Annotated in this window: 17 protein-coding genes; 15 read left to right on the top strand and 2 right to left on the bottom strand. The window is 42.2% G+C overall.

Features of this window, described 5'->3' with window-relative positions; translation table 11 throughout:
• Positions 1 to 23: 23 nt before the first annotated feature.
• Together glnD and map are read right to left on the bottom strand one after the other, a co-directional pair.
• Entirely contained in the window at positions 24 to 2,645 is a 2,622-nt protein-coding gene (gene glnD, locus HC723_RS01215) for a bifunctional uridylyltransferase/uridylyl-removing protein GlnD (protein ID WP_190337924.1), read from the bottom strand.
• Positions 2,646 to 2,804: 159 nt separating this feature from the next.
• A complete protein-coding gene (map, locus tag HC723_RS01210; protein ID WP_190337923.1) occupies positions 2,805 to 3,683 on the bottom strand; it encodes a type I methionyl aminopeptidase in 879 nt (292 codons plus the stop codon).
• Between the two features lie 405 nt (positions 3,684 to 4,088).
• On the opposite strand from map, the gene rpsB reads away from it, so the two are divergent.
• The 15 genes from rpsB (at position 4,089) to rnhB (ending at position 19,126) form a co-directional block, all read left to right on the top strand.
• Positions 4,089 to 4,817, top strand: a complete 729-nt coding sequence (rpsB, locus tag HC723_RS01205; protein WP_153446424.1) for a 30S ribosomal protein S2 — start codon at positions 4,089 to 4,091, stop codon at positions 4,815 to 4,817.
• Between the two features lie 146 nt (positions 4,818 to 4,963).
• Complete coding sequence (gene tsf / locus HC723_RS01200) at positions 4,964 to 5,809, top strand: translation elongation factor Ts (RefSeq protein WP_153446426.1); 846 nt, start codon at positions 4,964 to 4,966, stop codon at positions 5,807 to 5,809.
• A 206-nt stretch (positions 5,810 to 6,015) separates the two neighbouring features.
• The gene (gene pyrH / locus HC723_RS01195; RefSeq protein WP_153446428.1) at positions 6,016 to 6,756 is read left to right on the top strand and encodes a UMP kinase; all 741 of its coding nucleotides are present in this window, start codon (positions 6,016 to 6,018) and stop codon (positions 6,754 to 6,756) included.
• An 88-nt stretch (positions 6,757 to 6,844) separates the two neighbouring features.
• The gene (gene frr / locus HC723_RS01190) at positions 6,845 to 7,402 is read left to right on the top strand and encodes a ribosome recycling factor (RefSeq protein ID WP_153448123.1); all 558 of its coding nucleotides are present in this window, start codon (positions 6,845 to 6,847) and stop codon (positions 7,400 to 7,402) included.
• Positions 7,403 to 7,527: 125 nt separating this feature from the next.
• Positions 7,528 to 8,286: an isoprenyl transferase gene (locus tag HC723_RS01185; RefSeq protein ID WP_190337922.1), complete on the top strand. Its 759-nt coding sequence runs from the start codon at positions 7,528 to 7,530 to the stop codon at positions 8,284 to 8,286.
• A 10-nt stretch (positions 8,287 to 8,296) separates the two neighbouring features.
• Positions 8,297 to 9,142, top strand: a complete 846-nt coding sequence (locus tag HC723_RS01180; RefSeq protein WP_153446431.1) for a phosphatidate cytidylyltransferase — start codon at positions 8,297 to 8,299, stop codon at positions 9,140 to 9,142.
• Between the two features lie 41 nt (positions 9,143 to 9,183).
• Positions 9,184 to 10,386 carry a 1-deoxy-D-xylulose-5-phosphate reductoisomerase gene (gene ispC / locus HC723_RS01175; RefSeq protein WP_190337921.1) on the top strand — a complete coding sequence of 401 codons (1,203 nt, stop codon included), beginning with the start codon at positions 9,184 to 9,186 and terminating at the stop codon, positions 10,384 to 10,386.
• On the top strand, positions 10,386 to 11,744 hold the full coding sequence (gene rseP, locus HC723_RS01170; protein ID WP_153446434.1) for a sigma E protease regulator RseP: 1,359 nt from the start codon (positions 10,386 to 10,388) through the stop codon (positions 11,742 to 11,744). Before ispC ends, rseP begins: the two co-directional genes overlap by 1 nt.
• A 55-nt stretch (positions 11,745 to 11,799) precedes the next feature.
• Positions 11,800 to 14,229: an outer membrane protein assembly factor BamA gene (gene bamA / locus HC723_RS01165; protein ID WP_190337981.1), complete on the top strand. Its 2,430-nt coding sequence runs from the start codon at positions 11,800 to 11,802 to the stop codon at positions 14,227 to 14,229.
• Between the two features lie 29 nt (positions 14,230 to 14,258).
• Positions 14,259 to 14,768, top strand: a complete 510-nt coding sequence (locus HC723_RS01160; protein ID WP_190337920.1) for an OmpH family outer membrane protein — start codon at positions 14,259 to 14,261, stop codon at positions 14,766 to 14,768.
• A 30-nt stretch (positions 14,769 to 14,798) separates the two neighbouring features.
• Positions 14,799 to 15,818 (top strand): UDP-3-O-(3-hydroxymyristoyl)glucosamine N-acyltransferase, encoded by a 1,020-nt coding sequence (gene lpxD, locus HC723_RS01155; RefSeq protein WP_153446438.1) that lies wholly within the window; start codon positions 14,799 to 14,801, stop codon positions 15,816 to 15,818.
• 125 nt (positions 15,819 to 15,943) lie between these two features.
• Positions 15,944 to 16,396 (top strand): 3-hydroxyacyl-ACP dehydratase FabZ, encoded by a 453-nt coding sequence (gene fabZ, locus HC723_RS01150; RefSeq protein WP_153446439.1) that lies wholly within the window; start codon positions 15,944 to 15,946, stop codon positions 16,394 to 16,396.
• Positions 16,397 to 16,411: 15 nt separating this feature from the next.
• Positions 16,412 to 17,215 (top strand): acyl-ACP--UDP-N-acetylglucosamine O-acyltransferase, encoded by an 804-nt coding sequence (lpxA, locus tag HC723_RS01145; protein WP_153446441.1) that lies wholly within the window; start codon positions 16,412 to 16,414, stop codon positions 17,213 to 17,215.
• An 88-nt stretch (positions 17,216 to 17,303) separates the two neighbouring features.
• Positions 17,304 to 18,500 carry a lipid-A-disaccharide synthase gene (gene lpxB, locus HC723_RS01140; RefSeq protein WP_190337919.1) on the top strand — a complete coding sequence of 399 codons (1,197 nt, stop codon included), beginning with the start codon at positions 17,304 to 17,306 and terminating at the stop codon, positions 18,498 to 18,500.
• Positions 18,497 to 19,126 (top strand): ribonuclease HII, encoded by a 630-nt coding sequence (rnhB, locus tag HC723_RS01135; protein WP_153446444.1) that lies wholly within the window; start codon positions 18,497 to 18,499, stop codon positions 19,124 to 19,126. The genes lpxB and rnhB overlap by 4 nt, the downstream gene beginning before the upstream one ends.
• The last annotated feature ends 30 nt before the right edge of the window (positions 19,127 to 19,156 follow it).

Here is a 19,156-nt window from a genome sequence, read left to right as displayed (position 1 = left end):
ATTATTTTAGCGCTTATTTTTATTTAATGTGGTGACAGTTGCGCGATTTTTGTCATCAATAGTGCTCGAATAGCTTGCTCTTCCTCTTCTTCTAAGCGGCCTCCGGCTGGCGAGGTTAAGATAAATAAATCTTCTGCGCGCTCGCCAATGGTGGTGATCTTAGCGCCATGCAAATGTATGTCTAATTCGGCAAACGCTGAGCCGACTCTTGCCAATAATCCTGGCGTATCTAATGCGACTAATTCCATCAAACTGCGCTTGCCTGTTTTAGTCGGAATAAAGTCGATGCGAGTCTTAACGTTAAAATGCAATAGTTGACGTGGCGTTCGTCTTAAATTAGCGATTTTTGGCTTTGCTGTTTGTAAGATAGTACACAATTGTTGTTGTAAAATTTGGTGTCGGTCATCGTCAATCGGTTCGCCGTTATGATCCAGTACCATAAAAGTATCGAGCGCATACCCATCTTTGCTGGTCATGATTTGTGCATCATGAATACTCAGGTTTCGACGATCAAGCTCTGCGGCCATAGTGGCAAATAAACTGGCTTTATCTTTCGCGTAAATAAACACTTCGGTGCCGCCTCGTGAAGCATTTTTGCTGATCAAGACTAACGGCTGTTTATGGTCGTGCTTGAGTAAATGCTCACCATGCCAAGCGATTTGTTTGGCGGTATGGCGCAGAAAATAGTCGGCTTTAAAGCGCTGCCATAACACTTCGATTTCTCTTGGCGTGAAGTTTTCTTTGCGTAACATTGCCGCCGCCATGTGTTGATTGTGGCGAATACGGTCACGCACATCGACCGGGTTTTCTAAACCGCGACGCAGGGCTCGTTGGGTAGAATAAAATAATTCGGCTAACAAAGTACGCTTCCAACTGTTCCACAGTTCAGGGTTGGTGGCACAAATATCGGCTACCGTGAGGCACACCAAGTTCTCTAGGTATTCTTCGTCACGCACTTTTTTAGCAAATTCGGTGATCACATCGGGATCATAAATATCACGGCGCTGAGCGGTCACCGACATCAAAAGGTGGTTTTGTACCAACCAAGACACCATTTTTGCTTCCGGTTTGGATAGGCCATGTTCGATACAAAAATCATAGGCTTCGACTGCGCCAATCTCGGAGTGATCGCCACCGCGACCTTTACCAATATCATGGAAGATAGCGGCGATAATAAGCAGGTTTTTCTTTTGAATACGAGGGTAAACATCACAACAAATCGGGTGGATAGCATGGTTGTCTGAATCACTAAACGAATGCAGTTGTTTTAACACTCGCATGCTGTGTTCATCGACGGTGTAAACATGGAATAGGTCAAATTGCATTTGGCCGACGATCTGGCTCCATTGCGGCAGATAAGCAGCTAATACCCCTAAACGATGCATTAAACCAAACGCGCGGTGCAACGAATTAGGGTGACTGACTAGATCCATGAATTTTTCGCGTGCGGCAGGAATGGTGTGCAAAAAGCGATTTAAACGACGGCGCGCGGTGCGCAATTGGCGTAATGTCGGAGGGCTAACCCCTTCAATCGATGAGTCATTGGCAATATGAAAAAACATATCCAAAATGGTTTCTGGACGAGCTTGGAATAACGCCGGTTTGCGCGCTTCAATTAAGGTGCCCCGACGTTGAAAATCTGCCGATAGCACTTCAATCTCTAGCTTTTTGCCTTTATTGGTGATCGCTTGATCAAACAATTTTAATAGCATGGTGTTGAGTTCGGCGACACGACGCAAAGTGCGGTAGAACTCTTTCATCATCATTTCAATGCCGCGATTACCTTCGGCAATAAAGCCGAGGTTTTCAGCAACACTGGCTTGATGACCAAAGGTGAGGCGGTTGTCGTAGCGTTTAAGTTCAATATGCAGCGCAAACCGCACTCGCCATAAGAAGTTCTGACATTCGACTAGTTCGCGGTATTCCGCATCGGTTAAAAAGCCGGCATAGCTCATTTCTCGTAACGAGGTGGCGCCAAAGTGCCGACGAGCGACCCAACTTAAGGTATGAATATCCCGCAAACCGCCAGGGCTAGACTTGATATCTGGTTCTAAATTATACGTGGTGTCGTGATAGCGAGAATGACGCTCACGTTGCTCTTGGAGTTTTGCTGGATAGAAAACCTCACTCGGCCAAAAGGTCGGGGCGCTGATTTGTTCCATTAAATCATCATAGGTTGCTTCACTGCCAGATAAAAAGCGCGCTTCTTGTAAGTTGGTGGCAACGGTAAGGTCATCTTGCCCAACTTGAATACACTCGTTGATGGTGCGAACACTATGACCCACTTCTAAACGTAAATCCCACAGCAAAGTGATGAACTGACTCACTTTAGCGCAGATGTCATCAGATATAGTATTTTGGGAAAGAATTAAGATATCAATATCTGATAACGGGTGTAACTCTGCGCGACCATAACCGCCCACTGCAATCAAACTCAGAGAGGATTCTTGTTCAAAATTAAAATAGGTCCATAAACGAGATAAAACTGAATCCATATAATCAGAGCGTGCCTGCACTAATTCTTCAACCGGTTGGTGAGCCAGAAAAGCTTCTTTTTGATGGAGAGAAAACTGTTCAAGTTGAGATTTTAATTCGGCCGGACAGATTTGGTCATCTTGTAAACTGACAGGGGATTGGTAAGGCATGCGCATTCCTTGCAACAAATATGAGCTTATTTCGATAATAGCGTTTCAAGCATAGAAAACCAATGCTCCACGGCAGAGAAATCTTGGTTTGATAGTAATAAAAAGCCCTTGTTGATAAATCAGCAAGGGCGAAAATTTTTGTGCTTTAGGCTTTTAATATCAAGCGTTATGCATAATACGAGGAATGGTTTCATCCGAACGTAAGGTCATCACTTCACAACCGGTTTTGGTCACCAAAATCGTGTGCTCAAATTGGGCTGAATTTTTACCATCGCCCGTATAAGCGGTCCAGTCATCCATTGCATCAACCGTGACACCAAACTTACCGGCATTGATCATAGGTTCGATGGTGAAGATCATACCTTCTTTTAAGATACGGCGATCGGTATTTTTATAATGCACCACTTGCGGTTCTTCGTGGAATTCATCGCCAATGCCATGGCCACAAAAATCTTTTACGATAGAGAACTTATTACGTGGGTTTTTCTTGTTATTATCTTTAATGTATTTTTCAATCGCAGTACCAATTTCACCCAGTTGCACACCAGGTTTGACTTTACGCATACCGACATAAAGCGCTTCTTGGGTCACCATGCATAAACGTTTATTGGCCGGTGTTACCTCACCAATTAAAAACATTCTTGAGGTGTCACCATAGTAACCTTCAGGTCGCACACTCAGATCAGCATTAGGATCATTGGGTACAATCACGGTAATGTCGATATTTAAGATGTCGCCATTTTTCAGCACTGCGGGTTTGATTTGACCGTTGCTGCCCACTTCATCTTGAGAAGCTGGAATGCCATGACAAACGATATGGTTGATTGAGGTGCAAATTGATTTTGGATAGCCGTGATAATCTAATGGCGCAGAATACGCACCATGTTCAAGACCATAATCGTGGCAGATTTTATTCAGCTCTTCAGTGGTCACGCCTTCTTTGACGTAAGGTGCGATCATCTCAAGGGTATCGGCCGCTAATTTGCAGGCGATACGCATTTTTGCAATTTCTTCGGCAGTTTTAATTCTAATCGTCATGTGACAGGGGCCTTATATTTCTATTACCACGCGATACCCTTTAAAATTGAAGTTATCACTTTAATGTCAGGGTAAATAACTATTGCAATAGTGTATTCAGTGGGAGCGCTAATCGCAATTGAAATCCGTTATCATCGACATAATTGCGATAAAAAAACAAAAAAATAAAAAATGCACCCGAGATAAGCGGTTTTTGTGGATTTATAGCCGTGTTTTATGATATAAAGCGCACCGAAATTGGCATATGTTCACTCCTGTATTTGGCGGAGCATTGTGAGTTTCACATACTATTTCTTAAATCACACACATTCCGACACGTGATCCGGGGTGCTCGAGCCAATCATTGGCTTAGAGTCGGACTCATGGGGGATGTGGAGGCCTAACCCCATTAAAGAGGATTATATAATGGCAACTGTATCAATGCGCGATATGCTTAAAGCTGGTGTTCACTTCGGTCACCAAACTCGTTACTGGAACCCAAAAATGAAGCCTTTCATCTTTGGCGCTCGTAACAAAGTTCATATCATCAACTTAGAAAAAACAGTTCCTATGTTCAACGATGCATTAGCTGAGCTAAGCAAAATCGGTGAGCGTAAAGGTAAAGTACTTTTCGTAGGTACTAAGCGTGCCGCTTCTGAAGCAGTAAAAGAAGCCGCAATCGCTAGCAACCAGTACTACGTAAACAACCGCTGGTTAGGCGGCATGTTGACTAACTTTAAAACAGTTCGTCAATCTATCAAACGTCTTAAAGAGTTTGAAGCTCAATCTCAAGACGGTACGTTTGAAAAAATCACTAAGAAAGAAGCTCTAATGCGTACGCGCACAATGGAGAAACTAGAAAAATCTCTTGGTGGTATTAAAAACATGGGTGGCTTACCTGACGCATTGTTCGTAATCGATGCTGACCACGAGCACATTGCAGTTAAAGAAGCAAACAACCTAGGTATCCCAGTATTTGCAGTAGTAGATACTAACTCTGATCCAGATGGCATTGACTTCATCATTCCTGGTAATGACGATGCAATCCGTGCGGTACAGCTTTACCTAAACGCTGCTGCTGAAACAGTAACTGAAGGTCGTAACAAAGACGTAGTTGCAGTTTCTGATAAAGACAGTTTCGTAGAAGAAGCTTAATATCACTGCTCCTTGTCACTTAGTGTTGACGGTCTTATTGGCTAGTTGAGATTAAGTTATAGTTAGTAATAGGGGCCATGCTTATTCATTTGAAATTAGCAGGCCCCTGTTTTTTACCATTTTTGGAAACAACCGAGGATTATACAATGGCAACAGTAACAGCTGCTCTAGTTAAAGAATTGCGTGAGCGTACTGGCGCAGGCATGATGGATTGTAAAAAAGCGCTTGTTGAAGCGAATGCTGATATTGAATTAGCAATCGAAAACATGCGTAAAAGCGGTGCTGCAAAAGCGGCTAAAAAAGCGGGTAACGTTGCTGCTGAAGGTACGATCCTAATTAAAGAAGGCGAAGGTTTCGCAGCACTTCTAGAAGTGAACTGTCAGACTGACTTCGTAGCAAAAGATGCTAACTTCCTAGGTTTTGCTAACTCTGTTCTTGACGCAGCAATCGCTGAACGTCTTGACGTTGAAGCACTTCAAGCTAAGTTTGAAGAAACACGTATTGCTCTAGTCGCTAAAATCGGTGAAAACATCGGCGTTCGTCGCGTTGTTTACATTGAAGGCGCTAAAGTAGGTTCATACCGTCACGGCGAGCGTATTGGCGTAGTTGTTGCGGGTGATGCAGACGAAGAAACTATCAAGCACGTTGCAATGCACGTTGCAGCTTCTAAGCCTGAATACGTAAACCCTGAAGATGTTCCAGCAGACGTGGTAGCTAAAGAGAAAGCGGTTCAAGTTGAAATCGCAATGAACGAAGGCAAACCACAAGAAATCGCTGAAAAAATGGTCGTTGGCCGCATGAAGAAATTTACTGGTGAGGTTTCTCTTACTGGTCAAGCATTCATCATGGAACCTAAGAAAACTGTTGGTGAATTCTTGAAAGAGAAAGGCGCTACAGTAACTAGCTTCGTACGTTTAGAAGTTGGTGAAGGTATCGAGAAAAAAGCTGAAATGAGCTTTGCTGATGAAGTTGCAGCGGTACAAAAAGGTTAATCCCTGTTTTGTATAGCGAACCTAAAGGACCGTAGCCATGCTGCGGTCTTTTTGTAATAAGTTTTTAATTGTTATGAATAAATAACGAAATTACTAATCTCGACACTGTTTATTAATGCTTAAGTGAAAAGTGTTACAAGCGATGAGAATAGGATGATGTTTATCCATAACAGTTAATCAAATCACATTATTTGAGGGTACACTCCATGACAACGAATCCTAAGCCTGCATATCAACGTATTTTGTTAAAACTCAGTGGTGAAGCCTTACAAGGTGCTGAAGGTTTTGGTATTGATCCAACGGTTTTAGACCGCATGGCTCAAGAAGTGAAAGAGTTAGTCGAACTTGGTGTTCAAGTCGGTGTCGTGATTGGCGGCGGAAACTTATTCCGTGGCGCTGGTCTTGCAGAAGCTGGCATGAACCGTGTTGTGGGCGATCATATGGGTATGTTGGCAACCGTGATGAATGGTTTAGCCATGCGTGATGCACTTCACCGTGCTTACGTTAATGCGCGTGTTATGTCTGCCATTCCACTTAAAGGTGTATGTGATGATTACAACTGGGCCGATGCGATTAGCCAATTACGTCAAGGTCGTGTGGTTATTTTCTCTGCCGGTACAGGCAATCCTTTCTTTACTACCGATTCTGCAGCGTGTTTACGCGGGATTGAAATTGAAGCAGATGTAGTATTAAAAGCCACCAAAGTGGATGGTGTTTATACAGCCGATCCTGTGGCTAACCCAGATGCAGTTTTGTGTGATAAGCTAACCTACAACAGCGTATTAGATAAAGAATTAAAAGTAATGGACTTAGCTGCCTTTACTTTAGCTCGTGACCATAAAATGCCAATCCGCGTATTTAACATGAACAAGCCTGGGGCACTACGTCGCGTGGTAATGGGTGAGCAAGAAGGCACATTAATTAGCGATACTGATCAAGCTGAATAAGTTTGACCAGGCAATTAATCGATGGAACTGATACTAAACAGAGTGGATGGATTCATTCGCTTTAACAGATAAAACACAAGGTGATATTGTGATTAACGAAATTCAAAAAGACGCTCAAGAGCGCATGCTAAAAAGTGTCGATGCACTAAAAGGTAACCTATCAAAAATTCGTACCGGTCGCGCGCACCCAAGTATTCTACAAAATATCTCGGTTGAATATTACGGCGCACCAACACCGCTTAATCAACTTGCCAATATCATAGCCGAAGATGCACGTACTCTGGCTATTACGGTTTTTGATAAAGAGCTAACCCCAGCGGTAGAAAAAGCAATCATGAAGTCTGATCTGGGTTTAAATCCAATGTCAGCCGGTACCGTTATTCGTGTTCCACTTCCAGCATTAACCGAAGAACGTCGTAAAGATCTGGTTAAGATCGTACGTGCGGAAGCGGAAGGCGGTCGTGTCGCTGTGCGTAACATCCGCCGTGATGCTAATGGTGACTTTAAATCATTACTGAAAGATAAAGAGATTTCAGAAGATGAAGATCGTAAAGCACAAGAAGATATTCAAAAAATCACTGATGTCGCAATTAAAAACATTGATGAGCTGCTAGCGGTTAAAGAAAAAGAGTTAATGGAAGTTTAATTTTTTTAAGTATAAAGCGCTATGCAGGCTTGTTCTACCTTGCCCAGCATAGCGTTTTTTAATTTTGTCACTCCGCTATTTGGACATTCCTTTTAATAGTCGGATTTATTCTAAAAGATATTGATATGGCCGATCCCCAAGTTTCAGCAGAACTTTTACCGCAACATATTGCCATCATTATGGACGGTAATGGACGTTGGGCGAAGCAACAAGGTAAACCTAGACTTTATGGGCACCGTGTTGCGGTAAAAGCTGTGCGAGAAACGATCAGTACCGCATCTCGTTTGGGCATTCAAGCGGTGACATTATTTGCATTTAGCAGTGAAAACTGGAGAAGACCTCAAGAAGAAGTCAGTTTATTAATGGACTTGTTCATGATGGTATTGACCCGGGAAGTAAAAAAGCTGCATAAAAATAATTTAAAATTGCAGATCATTGGCGACAAAACTCGGTTTAGTTCACCATTGCAAATAAAAATAGCGAAAGCTGAAGCCTTGACCCAAAATAATACGGGTACGGTCGTTAACGTAGCCGCTAACTATGGCGGCAAATGGGATATAACCCAAGCAGTTAAACAATTAGCCATGACGGTTGATAGCGGTGAACTTGCGCCAGCAGACATCACCGAAGAAACAATTTCTCAGTACTTGTGTTTATCTGATTTGCCGGATGTCGATTTGATGATCCGCACCAGTGGTGAATGCCGCATTAGCAATTTCTTATTATGGCAAATGGCCTATGCAGAATTGTATTTTACCGATTTATTTTGGCCAGAGTTTGGTGAGCAGCCATTATTAGATGCCATTACTTGGTTTATTAACCGTGAAAGACGTTTTGGTTGTACCAGTGAACAATTGCAATTATTTATGAGCCAAACCGCGTAAGGATAACAGTTTGAAACAAAGAATTATTACCGCCTTGATTTTAGCCCCGTTGGTTGTATTGGGTATTTTCCTGCTGCCTATTCCATTTTTTATTCTCGCGTTAACCGCGATTGCCATGCTTGGTTTTTGGGAGTGGACCCAATTTGTCGAACCAAAATCTCGTATAATGAGCCTTCTCCCAGCCTTGGTTGCTGTAGCCGCAAGTTTTTTCTTTATTCCATTTGATAGTGTCAGTTTGGGGCAAGCTTCAGACGTTCATTACGCAATTTTATCAACCGGCAGTATGTGGTGGTTAGTGGCAAGTTTGTTAGCCTTAACCTATCCTAGAAGTACCTGTGTATGGCAAAAAAACATCCCATTACGACATATTTTTGGCATTTTATCCCTACTGCCGTTTTTATGGAGCGTGTTTATGCTACGAGCCGTAGATTACGCTTTCGATCCGCTGCATGGTGCTAAACTTGTGATGTATGTTTGTTTACTAGTTTGGGCAGCTGATACGGGGGCGTATTTTACCGGTAAAGCTATTGGAAAGCACAAAATGGCACCCAAAGTCAGCCCCAATAAAACCATTGAAGGTTTGCTAGGTGGCGTGGTGCTGGCGATGGTCATTGGTTGGTTTGTGGCTAAATTATTTAATATTCATTTTGCTAGCCTGACCACGATGTTGTTGATCACCTTTGTTACCGTAGTGATCTCGGTGTTGGGTGACCTCGTTGAGAGCATGTTTAAGCGTGTTTCAAATATTAAAGACAGCAGTAATATTATCCCTGGGCATGGTGGTATTCTTGATAGAATCGATAGTCTAATGGCGGCCTTCCCAGTCTTTGCGCTGTTGTATTTCTTCTGCCAGTAGCTTGTACTGCGTCGTTTCTCTCTTTTTAGTGGTTTGATTTTATGCAAAAGATAACGATTTTAGGTGCAACTGGTTCGATAGGTGAAAGTACGCTTTCCGTTATTGAGCACAATCCTGAACAATTTAGTGTGTATGCCTTAGCGGCAGCATCCAATGTGGATAAAATGTATCAGCTTTGTGTTAAGTGGCAACCTGAATATGCCGCAATGGCCGATGTTAGCGCCGCTTTATTGCTTGAAAAAAAACTTAACGATTCCAATGTCACCACCAGAGTTGTCGCGGGTTTAGAGGGCTTATGTGAAGTGTCCTCTGCCGACGCAGTTGATATGGTGATGGCGGCGATTGTAGGGTCGCCAGGATTATTGCCAACCATGGCCGCAGTAAAAGCAGGTAAACGAATTCTCCTTGCCAATAAAGAAGCACTCGTGATGTCGGGGCAGTTTTTTATTGACGCAGCAAAACACTATGGCGCGCAGATCCTACCGGTTGATAGCGAACATAATGCAATATTTCAATGTTTGTCTCAAAGCGTGCAAACCGATTTAGGTTATTGTGACCTTGATGCGAATGGTGTGCATTCGATTTTACTGACCGGATCTGGTGGACCATTCCGTTATAGTGACATCGCCTCGTTAAGTGATGTGACCCCAGAAATGGCAATTGCGCATCCTAATTGGTCGATGGGCCCTAAAATTTCAGTCGACTCTGCCACTATGATGAACAAAGGCTTAGAGTTTATTGAAGCTAAATGGTTATTTAATGCCAAACAAGAGCAACTCAAAGTCTTGATCCACCCACAATCTGTTATTCATTCTATGGTGCAATACAATGATGGTTCGGTGATTGCTCAAATGGGGGAGCCCGATATGAGAACGCCAATAGCACTGTCGATGTCATATCCAAATCGTATTCCATCCGGCGTAAAACCGATTAATTTTACCCAACTTAATGAATTGACTTTTTTAGCCCCCGATATGGCGAGATACCCCTGCTTACAGCTCGCGATAGATGCTTGCTATACCGGCCAGCATGCCACCACTGCTATTAATGCAGCCAACGAAGTATCGGTTGAGGCATTTTTAAATCGACAACTTAAATTTACCGATATTGCACTCATTAATGAGGCAGTAATGTCGAAAGTGTGTGGCTTATCCACTCTTGATACTCAGAGCTTGGAAAGCTTATTAGAGCTAGATAAAATAGCTCGCCAATACGCAAGAGAATTATTAATAGAGCGTTCATAATGACTAGCATAATATGGAATTTAGCGTCGTTTATCGTCGCGCTTGGCATTTTAGTTGCCGTGCACGAATTTGGTCACTTTTGGGTGGCGCGCCGTTGTGGTGTAAAAGTTGAAAAATTCTCGATTGGTTTTGGTAAATCAATCTGGAGTCGTAAAGCCAAAGATGGGGTGGAATACACTATCGCGATGATCCCGTTGGGGGGCTTTGTAAAAATGCTCGATTCGCGTGTCGATGATGTGCCTGATGAGCAAAAACATCTCGCTTTTGATCATAAAAGCCTCTGGCGTCGTAGTGCGATTGTGGCCGCCGGACCCGCCTTTAATTTTTTGTTTGCCATCCTTGCTTACTGGTTAGTCTTTATGATCGGTGTACCGGCACTTAAACCGGTAATAGGTGATGTCGCTCCCAGTTCTATAGCATCAAAAGCTGGGATCACATCTGGGATGGAACTAAAATCCATTTCTGGTATCGAAACCTCTGATTGGGAGTCTGCTCATATGGCATTGATCTCTCATATCGGAGATAAGCAGATCGTGCTGAAGGTTACTTCGCCACAAGATGTTGGTATTGAAACCAGTATCACCTTGGATACCCAAGATTGGTCTTTTGATCCTGAAACGGATTCAGTAATGCAAACGCTAGGTTTTCAGCCATATCGACCAGCCTTAACCATGGTGATTTCTAATGTCAGTAAAGACAGCGCAGCTGAACAAGCCGGATTTAAAGTTGGTGATAGATTATTAGCGATTAATAATAAACCTGTCACCCAATGGCAAGCTTTTGTTGATGCAGTAAAATTCAGCCCAGAAAAAATGCTTAATTTACAGATTGAGCGTAATGGTCAGCAACAAACAGTGGCATTGATTCCACGATCAAAAACATTAACTGATGGGACTAAAATTGGTTTTGCTGGTATAGCACCATCAATGGAGTCTTGGCCAGAAGAGTACCGGTTTGAACAAAAATACGGCATTTTTGCGTCAATCCCCAAAGCTATCAATAAAACAGGACAAATCATTGATTTAACCATTACAATGGTCAAGAAACTGTTTACTGGCGATGTCGGAATTAATAACTTAAGTGGTCCTATCACAATAGCGAAGGGCGCTGGAGCAACTGCCGATTATGGCTTAGTGTACTTTTTAGGGTTTTTAGCGCTAATCAGTGTTAATTTAGGTATTATTAACTTAATGCCGCTCCCCGTTTTAGACGGTGGGCACTTGTTATTTTTTGCAATTGAAGCCATTATTCGCCGACCTGTTCCCGAGAAGGTACAAGAGATTGGTTATCGTATTGGTAGTACAGCTATTTTCGCTTTAATGTTAATAGCCATTTTTAATGATTTTGCTCGCCTGTAGTGCCAGTAGTGGTTTTAATAAGGCATAGATGTCTAAAGGATTTATGAACAAGTTTATAGCGATCAAGCGAATTTGGATTTTAGCTTTACTGATAGTTAGTTCAGTAGCTCACGCCGACGCATTTAAGGTGTCGGATATTAAAATTGAAGGCTTACAGCGCGTTGCACTCGGTGCCGTGCTATTAAAGATGCCTGTCCGTGTCGGTGATAGTGTCGATGAGCAGGATGCTTCTGCAATTATTAATGCCTTATATTCTTCAGGTAACTTTGAAGATGTGAAGGTGTATCGTGATGGCACCGTTTTGTTATTGAAAGTAAAAGAGCGCCCAACCATTGCTGATATTTCTTTCTCTGGCAATAAAGCGATCAAAGATGAGCAGCTACAACAAAACCTTGATGCTTCTGGTATCCGTGTCGGTGAAGCTCTGGACCGCACTAAATTAAGTACCATAGAAAAAGGGTTAGAAGACTTTTATTACAGTGTGGGTAAATACAACGCCACAGTGAAAGCGGTCGTCACTCCGCTGCCTCGTAACCGTTCCGATCTTAAGTTTGTCTTTACTGAGGGGGTTTCGGCCAAAATCCAACAAATTAACTTTATCGGTAATAAAGTGTTTACCGATGATCAGCTAGAATCGCGTTTTGATCTTAATGCCGATGTGCCATGGTGGAACTTTCTCGCCGATGGAAAGTATCAAAAACAAGTGCTAGCAGGTGATATTGAAAACCTCAAAACCTATTATTTTGATCGCGGTTATTTAAAGTTCCGTGTGACGTCTACCCAAGTTTCGATCTCACCGGATAAAAAAGGCGTGTATATCACGCTCAATGTGACTGAGGGTGAACCTTATATCATTAAAGGTGTGAAGTTTCGTGGTGATTTAATTGGCAAAAAAGATGACTTTAAAGCCATGATCCCATTTGAAGATGGGGATACTTATAACGGCTCTTTAGTGACCAATCTTGAAGATGGGATTAAAAAAACCTTAGGTGAATCTGGCTATGCTTATCCAAAAGTACAAACGATTCCTGAATTTAATGATAAAACTAAAGAAGTTTCCCTAACAGTGCAAATCGATCCGGGTAGCCGCATGTATGTGCGTGATATTCGTTTTACCGGTAATACCATTACTAAAGATGAAGTATTGCGTCGTGAAATGCGTCAAATGGAAAGTTCGTGGTTAAATTCTAAATCGGTGGATACTGGTAAAGCGCGTTTGAATCGTTTAGGTTTCTTTGAAAAGGTAGATGTACAAACTCAGCGTGTACCAGGTACCGATGACCAAGTCGATGTAGTGTACAAAGTAAAAGAAGCTAACTCAGGTAGTATGAACTTTGGTATTGGTTACGGTACTGAATCCGGGGTGAGTTTTCAGGTTGGCCTACAACAAGATAACTTCCTAGGTACCGGTAATAAGATTGGTATTAATGCCATGACCAATGATTACCAGAAAAACATTAGCTTGGACTATCGCGACCCGTTCTGGACATTGGATGGCGTAAGTTTTGGCGGTAAAATATTCTATAATGAATTCGAAGCATCTGAAGCGGGTATTGTCGATTATACCAATGAAAGTTACGGTACTAGCTTGACTTGGGGTTTCCCTATGGATGAGCTGAACTTTATTGAATTAGGGGTCGGCTATACCCATAACAAAATCTCGAATCTTGACCCTTATGTACAGAACGAAGGATTCCTTACCACTCAAGAAGCGGCGGGAAATTATGATCAAGAATCAGGTGAGCTAAACGTTAATGACTATGATATCAACATTTCATGGACACGAAATAACTTAAACAAGGGGTATTTCCCAACGGCGGGTAACCACCAAAGAGCCTTCTTCAAGATCACAACACCAGGCTCGGATGTGCCATATTATAAAGTTCAGTATGATGCTAAACAGTACATTCCGTTGACTAAAAAGCAAGATTTCACCGTATTATTACGTGGACGTTTAGGTTACGGTAATGGCTATGGTTCAGAGAATGGTAATGATAACGTGTTCCCATTCTATGAAAACTATTATTCAGGTGGTTTCTCTACTCTGCGTGGTTTTGGATCAAACTCAGCCGGTCCGAAAGCTGTGTATGATGAAGGTGGTTCAACTGGTGGTAACAACCCTAACTATGTTGCAACCGATAATTCAGTCGGTGGTAATGCCACTATGGTTGCCAGTGTTGAGTTGATCGTACCAACACCGTTTGCATCAGAAGAGTTGGAAAATTCATTGCGCACTAGTATCTTTGTTGATGCTGCCAGTGTGTGGGATACTCAGTTTAACTACTTAGAACCGGGTAATAATATGGCGGGTAAGAAGTATTACTACGATTACTCAGACCCGTGGAATTTCCGTTATTCTGCCGGTGTGGCAATGCAATGGATGTCACCAATGGGACCACTTGTGTTCTCAATTGCGACACCACTTAAAATTTATGAAGGTGATGATGATGAATTCTTTACCTTTACTATTGGACAAACATTCTAATTTTAGATTCTCTTTGTAAGGAAATGATTGTGAAAAAATTAATTAAAGTTGCTAGCCTTAGCTTAGTGGTATTGACCGCATCTCTAACTGCGACAGCGGCTCAAGCAGATCAAAAAATTGGCTATGTTGACACAGCAAAAGTATTCCAAACGGTGCCTCAAGTACAAGCTGTAGAAAAAAAGCTGGAGAAATCGAGTAAAGACAAACGTGCAGAGTTAGATAAATTGAAAGGTCAAATTCAAGCAAAAGCAGAAAAACTCAAACGTGATGCACAGTTAATGTCATCAAGTGATGTTGATAATCTGCGTATCGATATTCAATCAATGCAAGCCAAGCTAGAAGTGAAAGGTAAATCTTTCCAAGCTGATATGAATAAAATGAAGCAACAAGAAATGCAGAAAATCAATGTGAAGATTAAATCAGCTATTGATAAAGTTGCGAAAAAGCAAGGTTATGATGTTGTGCTAAATGGTCAAGCGCTTGTTTATGCAACGCCGGCAGCTGATATGACTGACGCTGTTATCAAAGAATTAAAATAATTACCATTAATCACTAGAAAGATTCAACCTATGCCAAAACTAACACTTGCTGAATTAGCCACAATTACGGACGCAGAACTACACGGAGACGGTGATTGCATCATATCTTCTGTTGCTGCGATGGATAAAGCCGGTGTTGGTCAAATTACTTTTTTGACCAATGCAAAATACCGTAAACATTTATCCGAGTGTCAGGCAAGTGCGATACTGATCAAAGCTTCTGAGCTGGAAGTCTGTAGCACCAATGCACTCGTAGTAGATGATCCATACATTGCTTATGCCTTAATCGCTCAAGCATTGGATAGCACCCCTAAACCAGCCGATTGTATCGAATCAACCGCTGTGATTGCATCCGATGCGATCCTTGGTGAAGGGGTATGTATTGGTCATTACTCGGTTATCGAAACGGGTGTTGAGCTTGGTGATAATGTGGTGATTGGCGCCGGTTGCTTTATTGGTAAAGATACTAAAATTGCTGCGAATACCACCATATGGGCTAATGTAACCGTTTACCACGGTGTGACGATTGGTGAATCTTGCTTAATTCAAGCGAATACCACCATTGGCGCTGATGGTTTTGGTTATGCTAATGCGCGTGGTGAGTGGATTAAAATTCCTCAAACAGGTGGTGTGGTAATTGGTAACCGTGTTGAGATCGGCTCTTGCAGCACTATTGATCGTGGCGCATTAGATGATACCGTGATTGAAGATAACGTTATTTTAGATAATCATCTTCAAATCGCCCATAACGTCCATATTGGCTATGGCACAGCAATGGCTGGTAGCAGTACGGTTGCGGGTAGTGTTAAAATTGGTAAATATTGCATCATCGGCGGTGCATCTGTGATTAATGGTCATATTGAAATTACCGATGGCGTGACTATTACTGGTATGGGAATGGTGATGCGCAGCATTACTGAAAAAGGGGTCTACTCATCAGGGATCCCATTACAAACTAATAAAGAGTGGCATAGAACCGCGGCTCGCACTTTGAAAATTGATGATATGTACAAACGTCTAAGAGCGGTTGAGAAAAAACTGGCAGACTAAGTTTTATAGTTAAGAGCAACGATTGTTATTTTAGATGGCTCTTAAGATGACAAAAGATCTGCTAGTAGCAGATCTTTTTCGTCTATTATCAATGATATATTAAAAACATTTATAGGAAGTTGATTGTGACTACTGAAAAGAAAACATTAAATATTACAGAAATTAGAGAACTACTGCCTCATCGTTACCCATTTTTGCTAATCGATCGTGTGACCGATTATGAAGAAGGTAAATATCTGATTGGTTTGAAAAATGTTTCTGTTAATGAACCTCAGTTTACAGGCCATTTCCCTCAACTACCGATCTTCCCTGGTGTGCTGATTTTAGAAGCAATGGCACAAGCGACCGGTTTATTGGCCTTTAAAACCTTTGGTGCGCCAAAAGAAAACGAGCTTTATTACTTTGCTAGTATAGATAAAGCGAAGTTCCGTAAGCCGGTAATGCCGGGAGATCAACTGATTATTGAAGTCGAATTTATTAAAGATCGTCGCGGGATCGCGCTGTTTAATGGTGTGGCCAAAGTTGACGGTGAAGTTGTGTGCTCGGCTGAGCTTAAATGCGCGCGTCGTGAATTTTAAAAGGTGACCGCTATTATGAAAACAGCAACAGCGATCCATGAAACGGCTCAAATTCATCCTTCAGTTGTGATTGAAGAAGGCGTGAAAATTGGGGCTAATGTCAAAATCGGTCCGTTTACCTATATTGGTGCCGATGTTGAAATTGGGGAAGGAACCGAAATTTACTCGCATGTTGTGATTAAAGGTCCAACAACCATTGGTAAAGAGAACAAAATTTTCCAGTTTTCCTCTATTGGTGAAGCTTGTCAGGATCTAAAGTATAAAGGTGAACCAACTCGCTTAGAAATTGGTGATCGCAATGTGATCCGTGAAAGCGTGACCATGCACCGTGGTACTACCCAAGATAAGCATATTACCAAAGTTGGCAGCGATAACTTGTTTATGGTTAACGTCCATGTCGCTCACGACTGTGTGATTGGTAATCGTTGTATCTTAGCTAATAACGTGACTTTAGCCGGTCATGTCACGGTCGAAGATTTTGCCATTATTGGCGGTATTTCGGCGGTGCATCAGTTCTGTCATATTGGTCAGCATTGTATGGTTGGCGGCGCTTCTGGTGTGGCACAAGATGTCCCTCCGTTTGTTATCGCGCAAGGTAATCATGCCACTCCGTTTGGAGTTAACTACGAAGGGTTAAAACGTCGTGGTTTTGAAAAAGCAGAAATTCATGCCATTCGCCGAGCTTATAAATCTCTTTACCGTAATAAAAACACCCTAGAAGAAGCAAAAGCAGAAATGGCGCAAGATGCAAAAGAGTATGCTTCTGTGCAAGTGCTGATTGATTTTATCAATAATTCTTCTCGTGGCATTATTCGTTAGTTTACGATTTTAGCCAATAGTCTCAATATTATTGATATAAAAAGGCCTAACCTGTTTAGGCCTTTTTTTGTTTAAAAGGATAAAATGTATGGATCGTCCATTACGAATTGGTGTGGTTGCGGGTGAATTATCAGGTGACACTTTAGGGGCCGGGCTAATCAAAGCGATTAAAGCCCTTCACCCAGATGCTGAGTTTGTCGGTATTGGCGGTCCACAAATGATCGAACAAGGCTGTGATTCTTTGTTTGATATGGAAGAATTGTCAGTGATGGGCTTGGTTGAAGTGCTTGGTCGCTTACCACGTTTACTTAAAGTGAAAAAGACCATTACCAACTATTTTATTGATAATCCGCCCGATGTTTTTATTGGTATTGATGCGCCTGATTTTAATCTGCGAGTGGAATTAGCACTTAAAAAATCGGGAATTAAAACTGTGCATTATGTCAGTCCTTCGGTCTGGGCTTGGCGTCAAAATCGCATTCATGCCATCGCGGCGGCCACCAATTTGGTGTTAGCATTTTTGCCGTTTGAAAAAGCCTTTTATGACAAATTCAACGTGCCTTGTGAATTTATTGGCCATACTTTAGCCGATGCTATTCCACTACAAACCGATAAATTAGCCGCGCGTCAAAAGCTGAATTTAGATACCAATAAAACTTGGTTGGCGGTATTACCTGGCAGTCGTAATGCTGAGTTGAAAAAGCTGTGTGAACCTTTCATTCAAACTTGTCAACGATTAGCTCAAAACCACCCTGATCTTGGGTTTGTGGTGGCGCTGGTCAATCAAAAACGTCGTGACCAATTTGAAGCGGCTTGGAAGGAACTTGCGCCAGAGCTGGATTTTAAATTAATTGATGGCACCGCTAGAACAGTGTTAGAAGCTTCCGATGTGGTGATGCTCGCCTCTGGCACGGTGGCATTAGAGTGCATGTTAGTTAATCGCCCTATGGTGGTGGGTTATCGTGTTAATGCATTATCGGCAGCCATTGCCCGTCGAATGTTAAAAACACCTTATGTCTCATTGCCAAATATTTTAGCCGATCAACCATTGGTCAAAGAGCTACTACAAGAAGACTGTACCGTTGATAATTTAAGCGCAGAAATTGAACGCTTAATGAGCGCAGAAGGCGAAGTGATGCAAGCTAAATTCAACCAGATGCATCAGTGGATCCGTAAAGATGCCGATAAACAAGCCGCGCTCGCGGTTTTAACCTTGATTGATCCAACCCTTGTCGATATCAATATTGTCGCTTCAGATCAAAATATAAAAAGTGATGTTTTATGAAAGTAGAATACCCAGAGTTCGAATATCCACAAGGTTTCCTCAATATTGCCGGTGTCGATGAAGTTGGTCGCGGACCCTTGGTTGGCGCCGTGGTCACCGCTGCCGTGATCTTAGATCCAAATAATCCGATTGAAGGGTTAACCGATTCGAAAAAATTATCAGAAAAAAAACGTCTGGCGCTATTCCCCGAAATAAAACAAAAAGCGTTGGCGTGGTCAATTGGCCGTTGTGAAGCATGGGAAATCGATAAACTGAATATTTTACAAGCGACGATGGTGGCGATGCAGCGCGCGGTAGAAGGGTTAGATATTCAACCTGATTTTGTCTTGATTGATGGCAACCGTGTGCCGAACTTAACCATGGCCAGTCAAGCGGTAGTCAAAGGGGATTTACGCGTGGCCGAGATCAGCGCCGCCTCGATCATTGCTAAAGTGACACGCGATCAAGAAATGAAACAACTGGATGTGCAATATCCACAATTTGGTTTTGCCAAGCACAATGGTTATCCGACTAAAGCACACTTAGCCGCGATTGAACAATTTGGTATTAGTCATGATCAAGCTTTACTTGAGCAGTACCGTAAAAGCTATAAGCCGGTAAAGAAGGTTTTAGGACTAACGGATTAATACTTTTTTCATTGTGATGGCTTGCGTTAA

Source organism: Vibrio sp. S11_S32 (genome assembly GCF_014694465.1).
GTDB lineage: Bacteria > Pseudomonadota > Gammaproteobacteria > Enterobacterales > Vibrionaceae > Vibrio > Vibrio algicola.
This window is presented reverse-complemented; position numbering and strand designations above follow the sequence as displayed.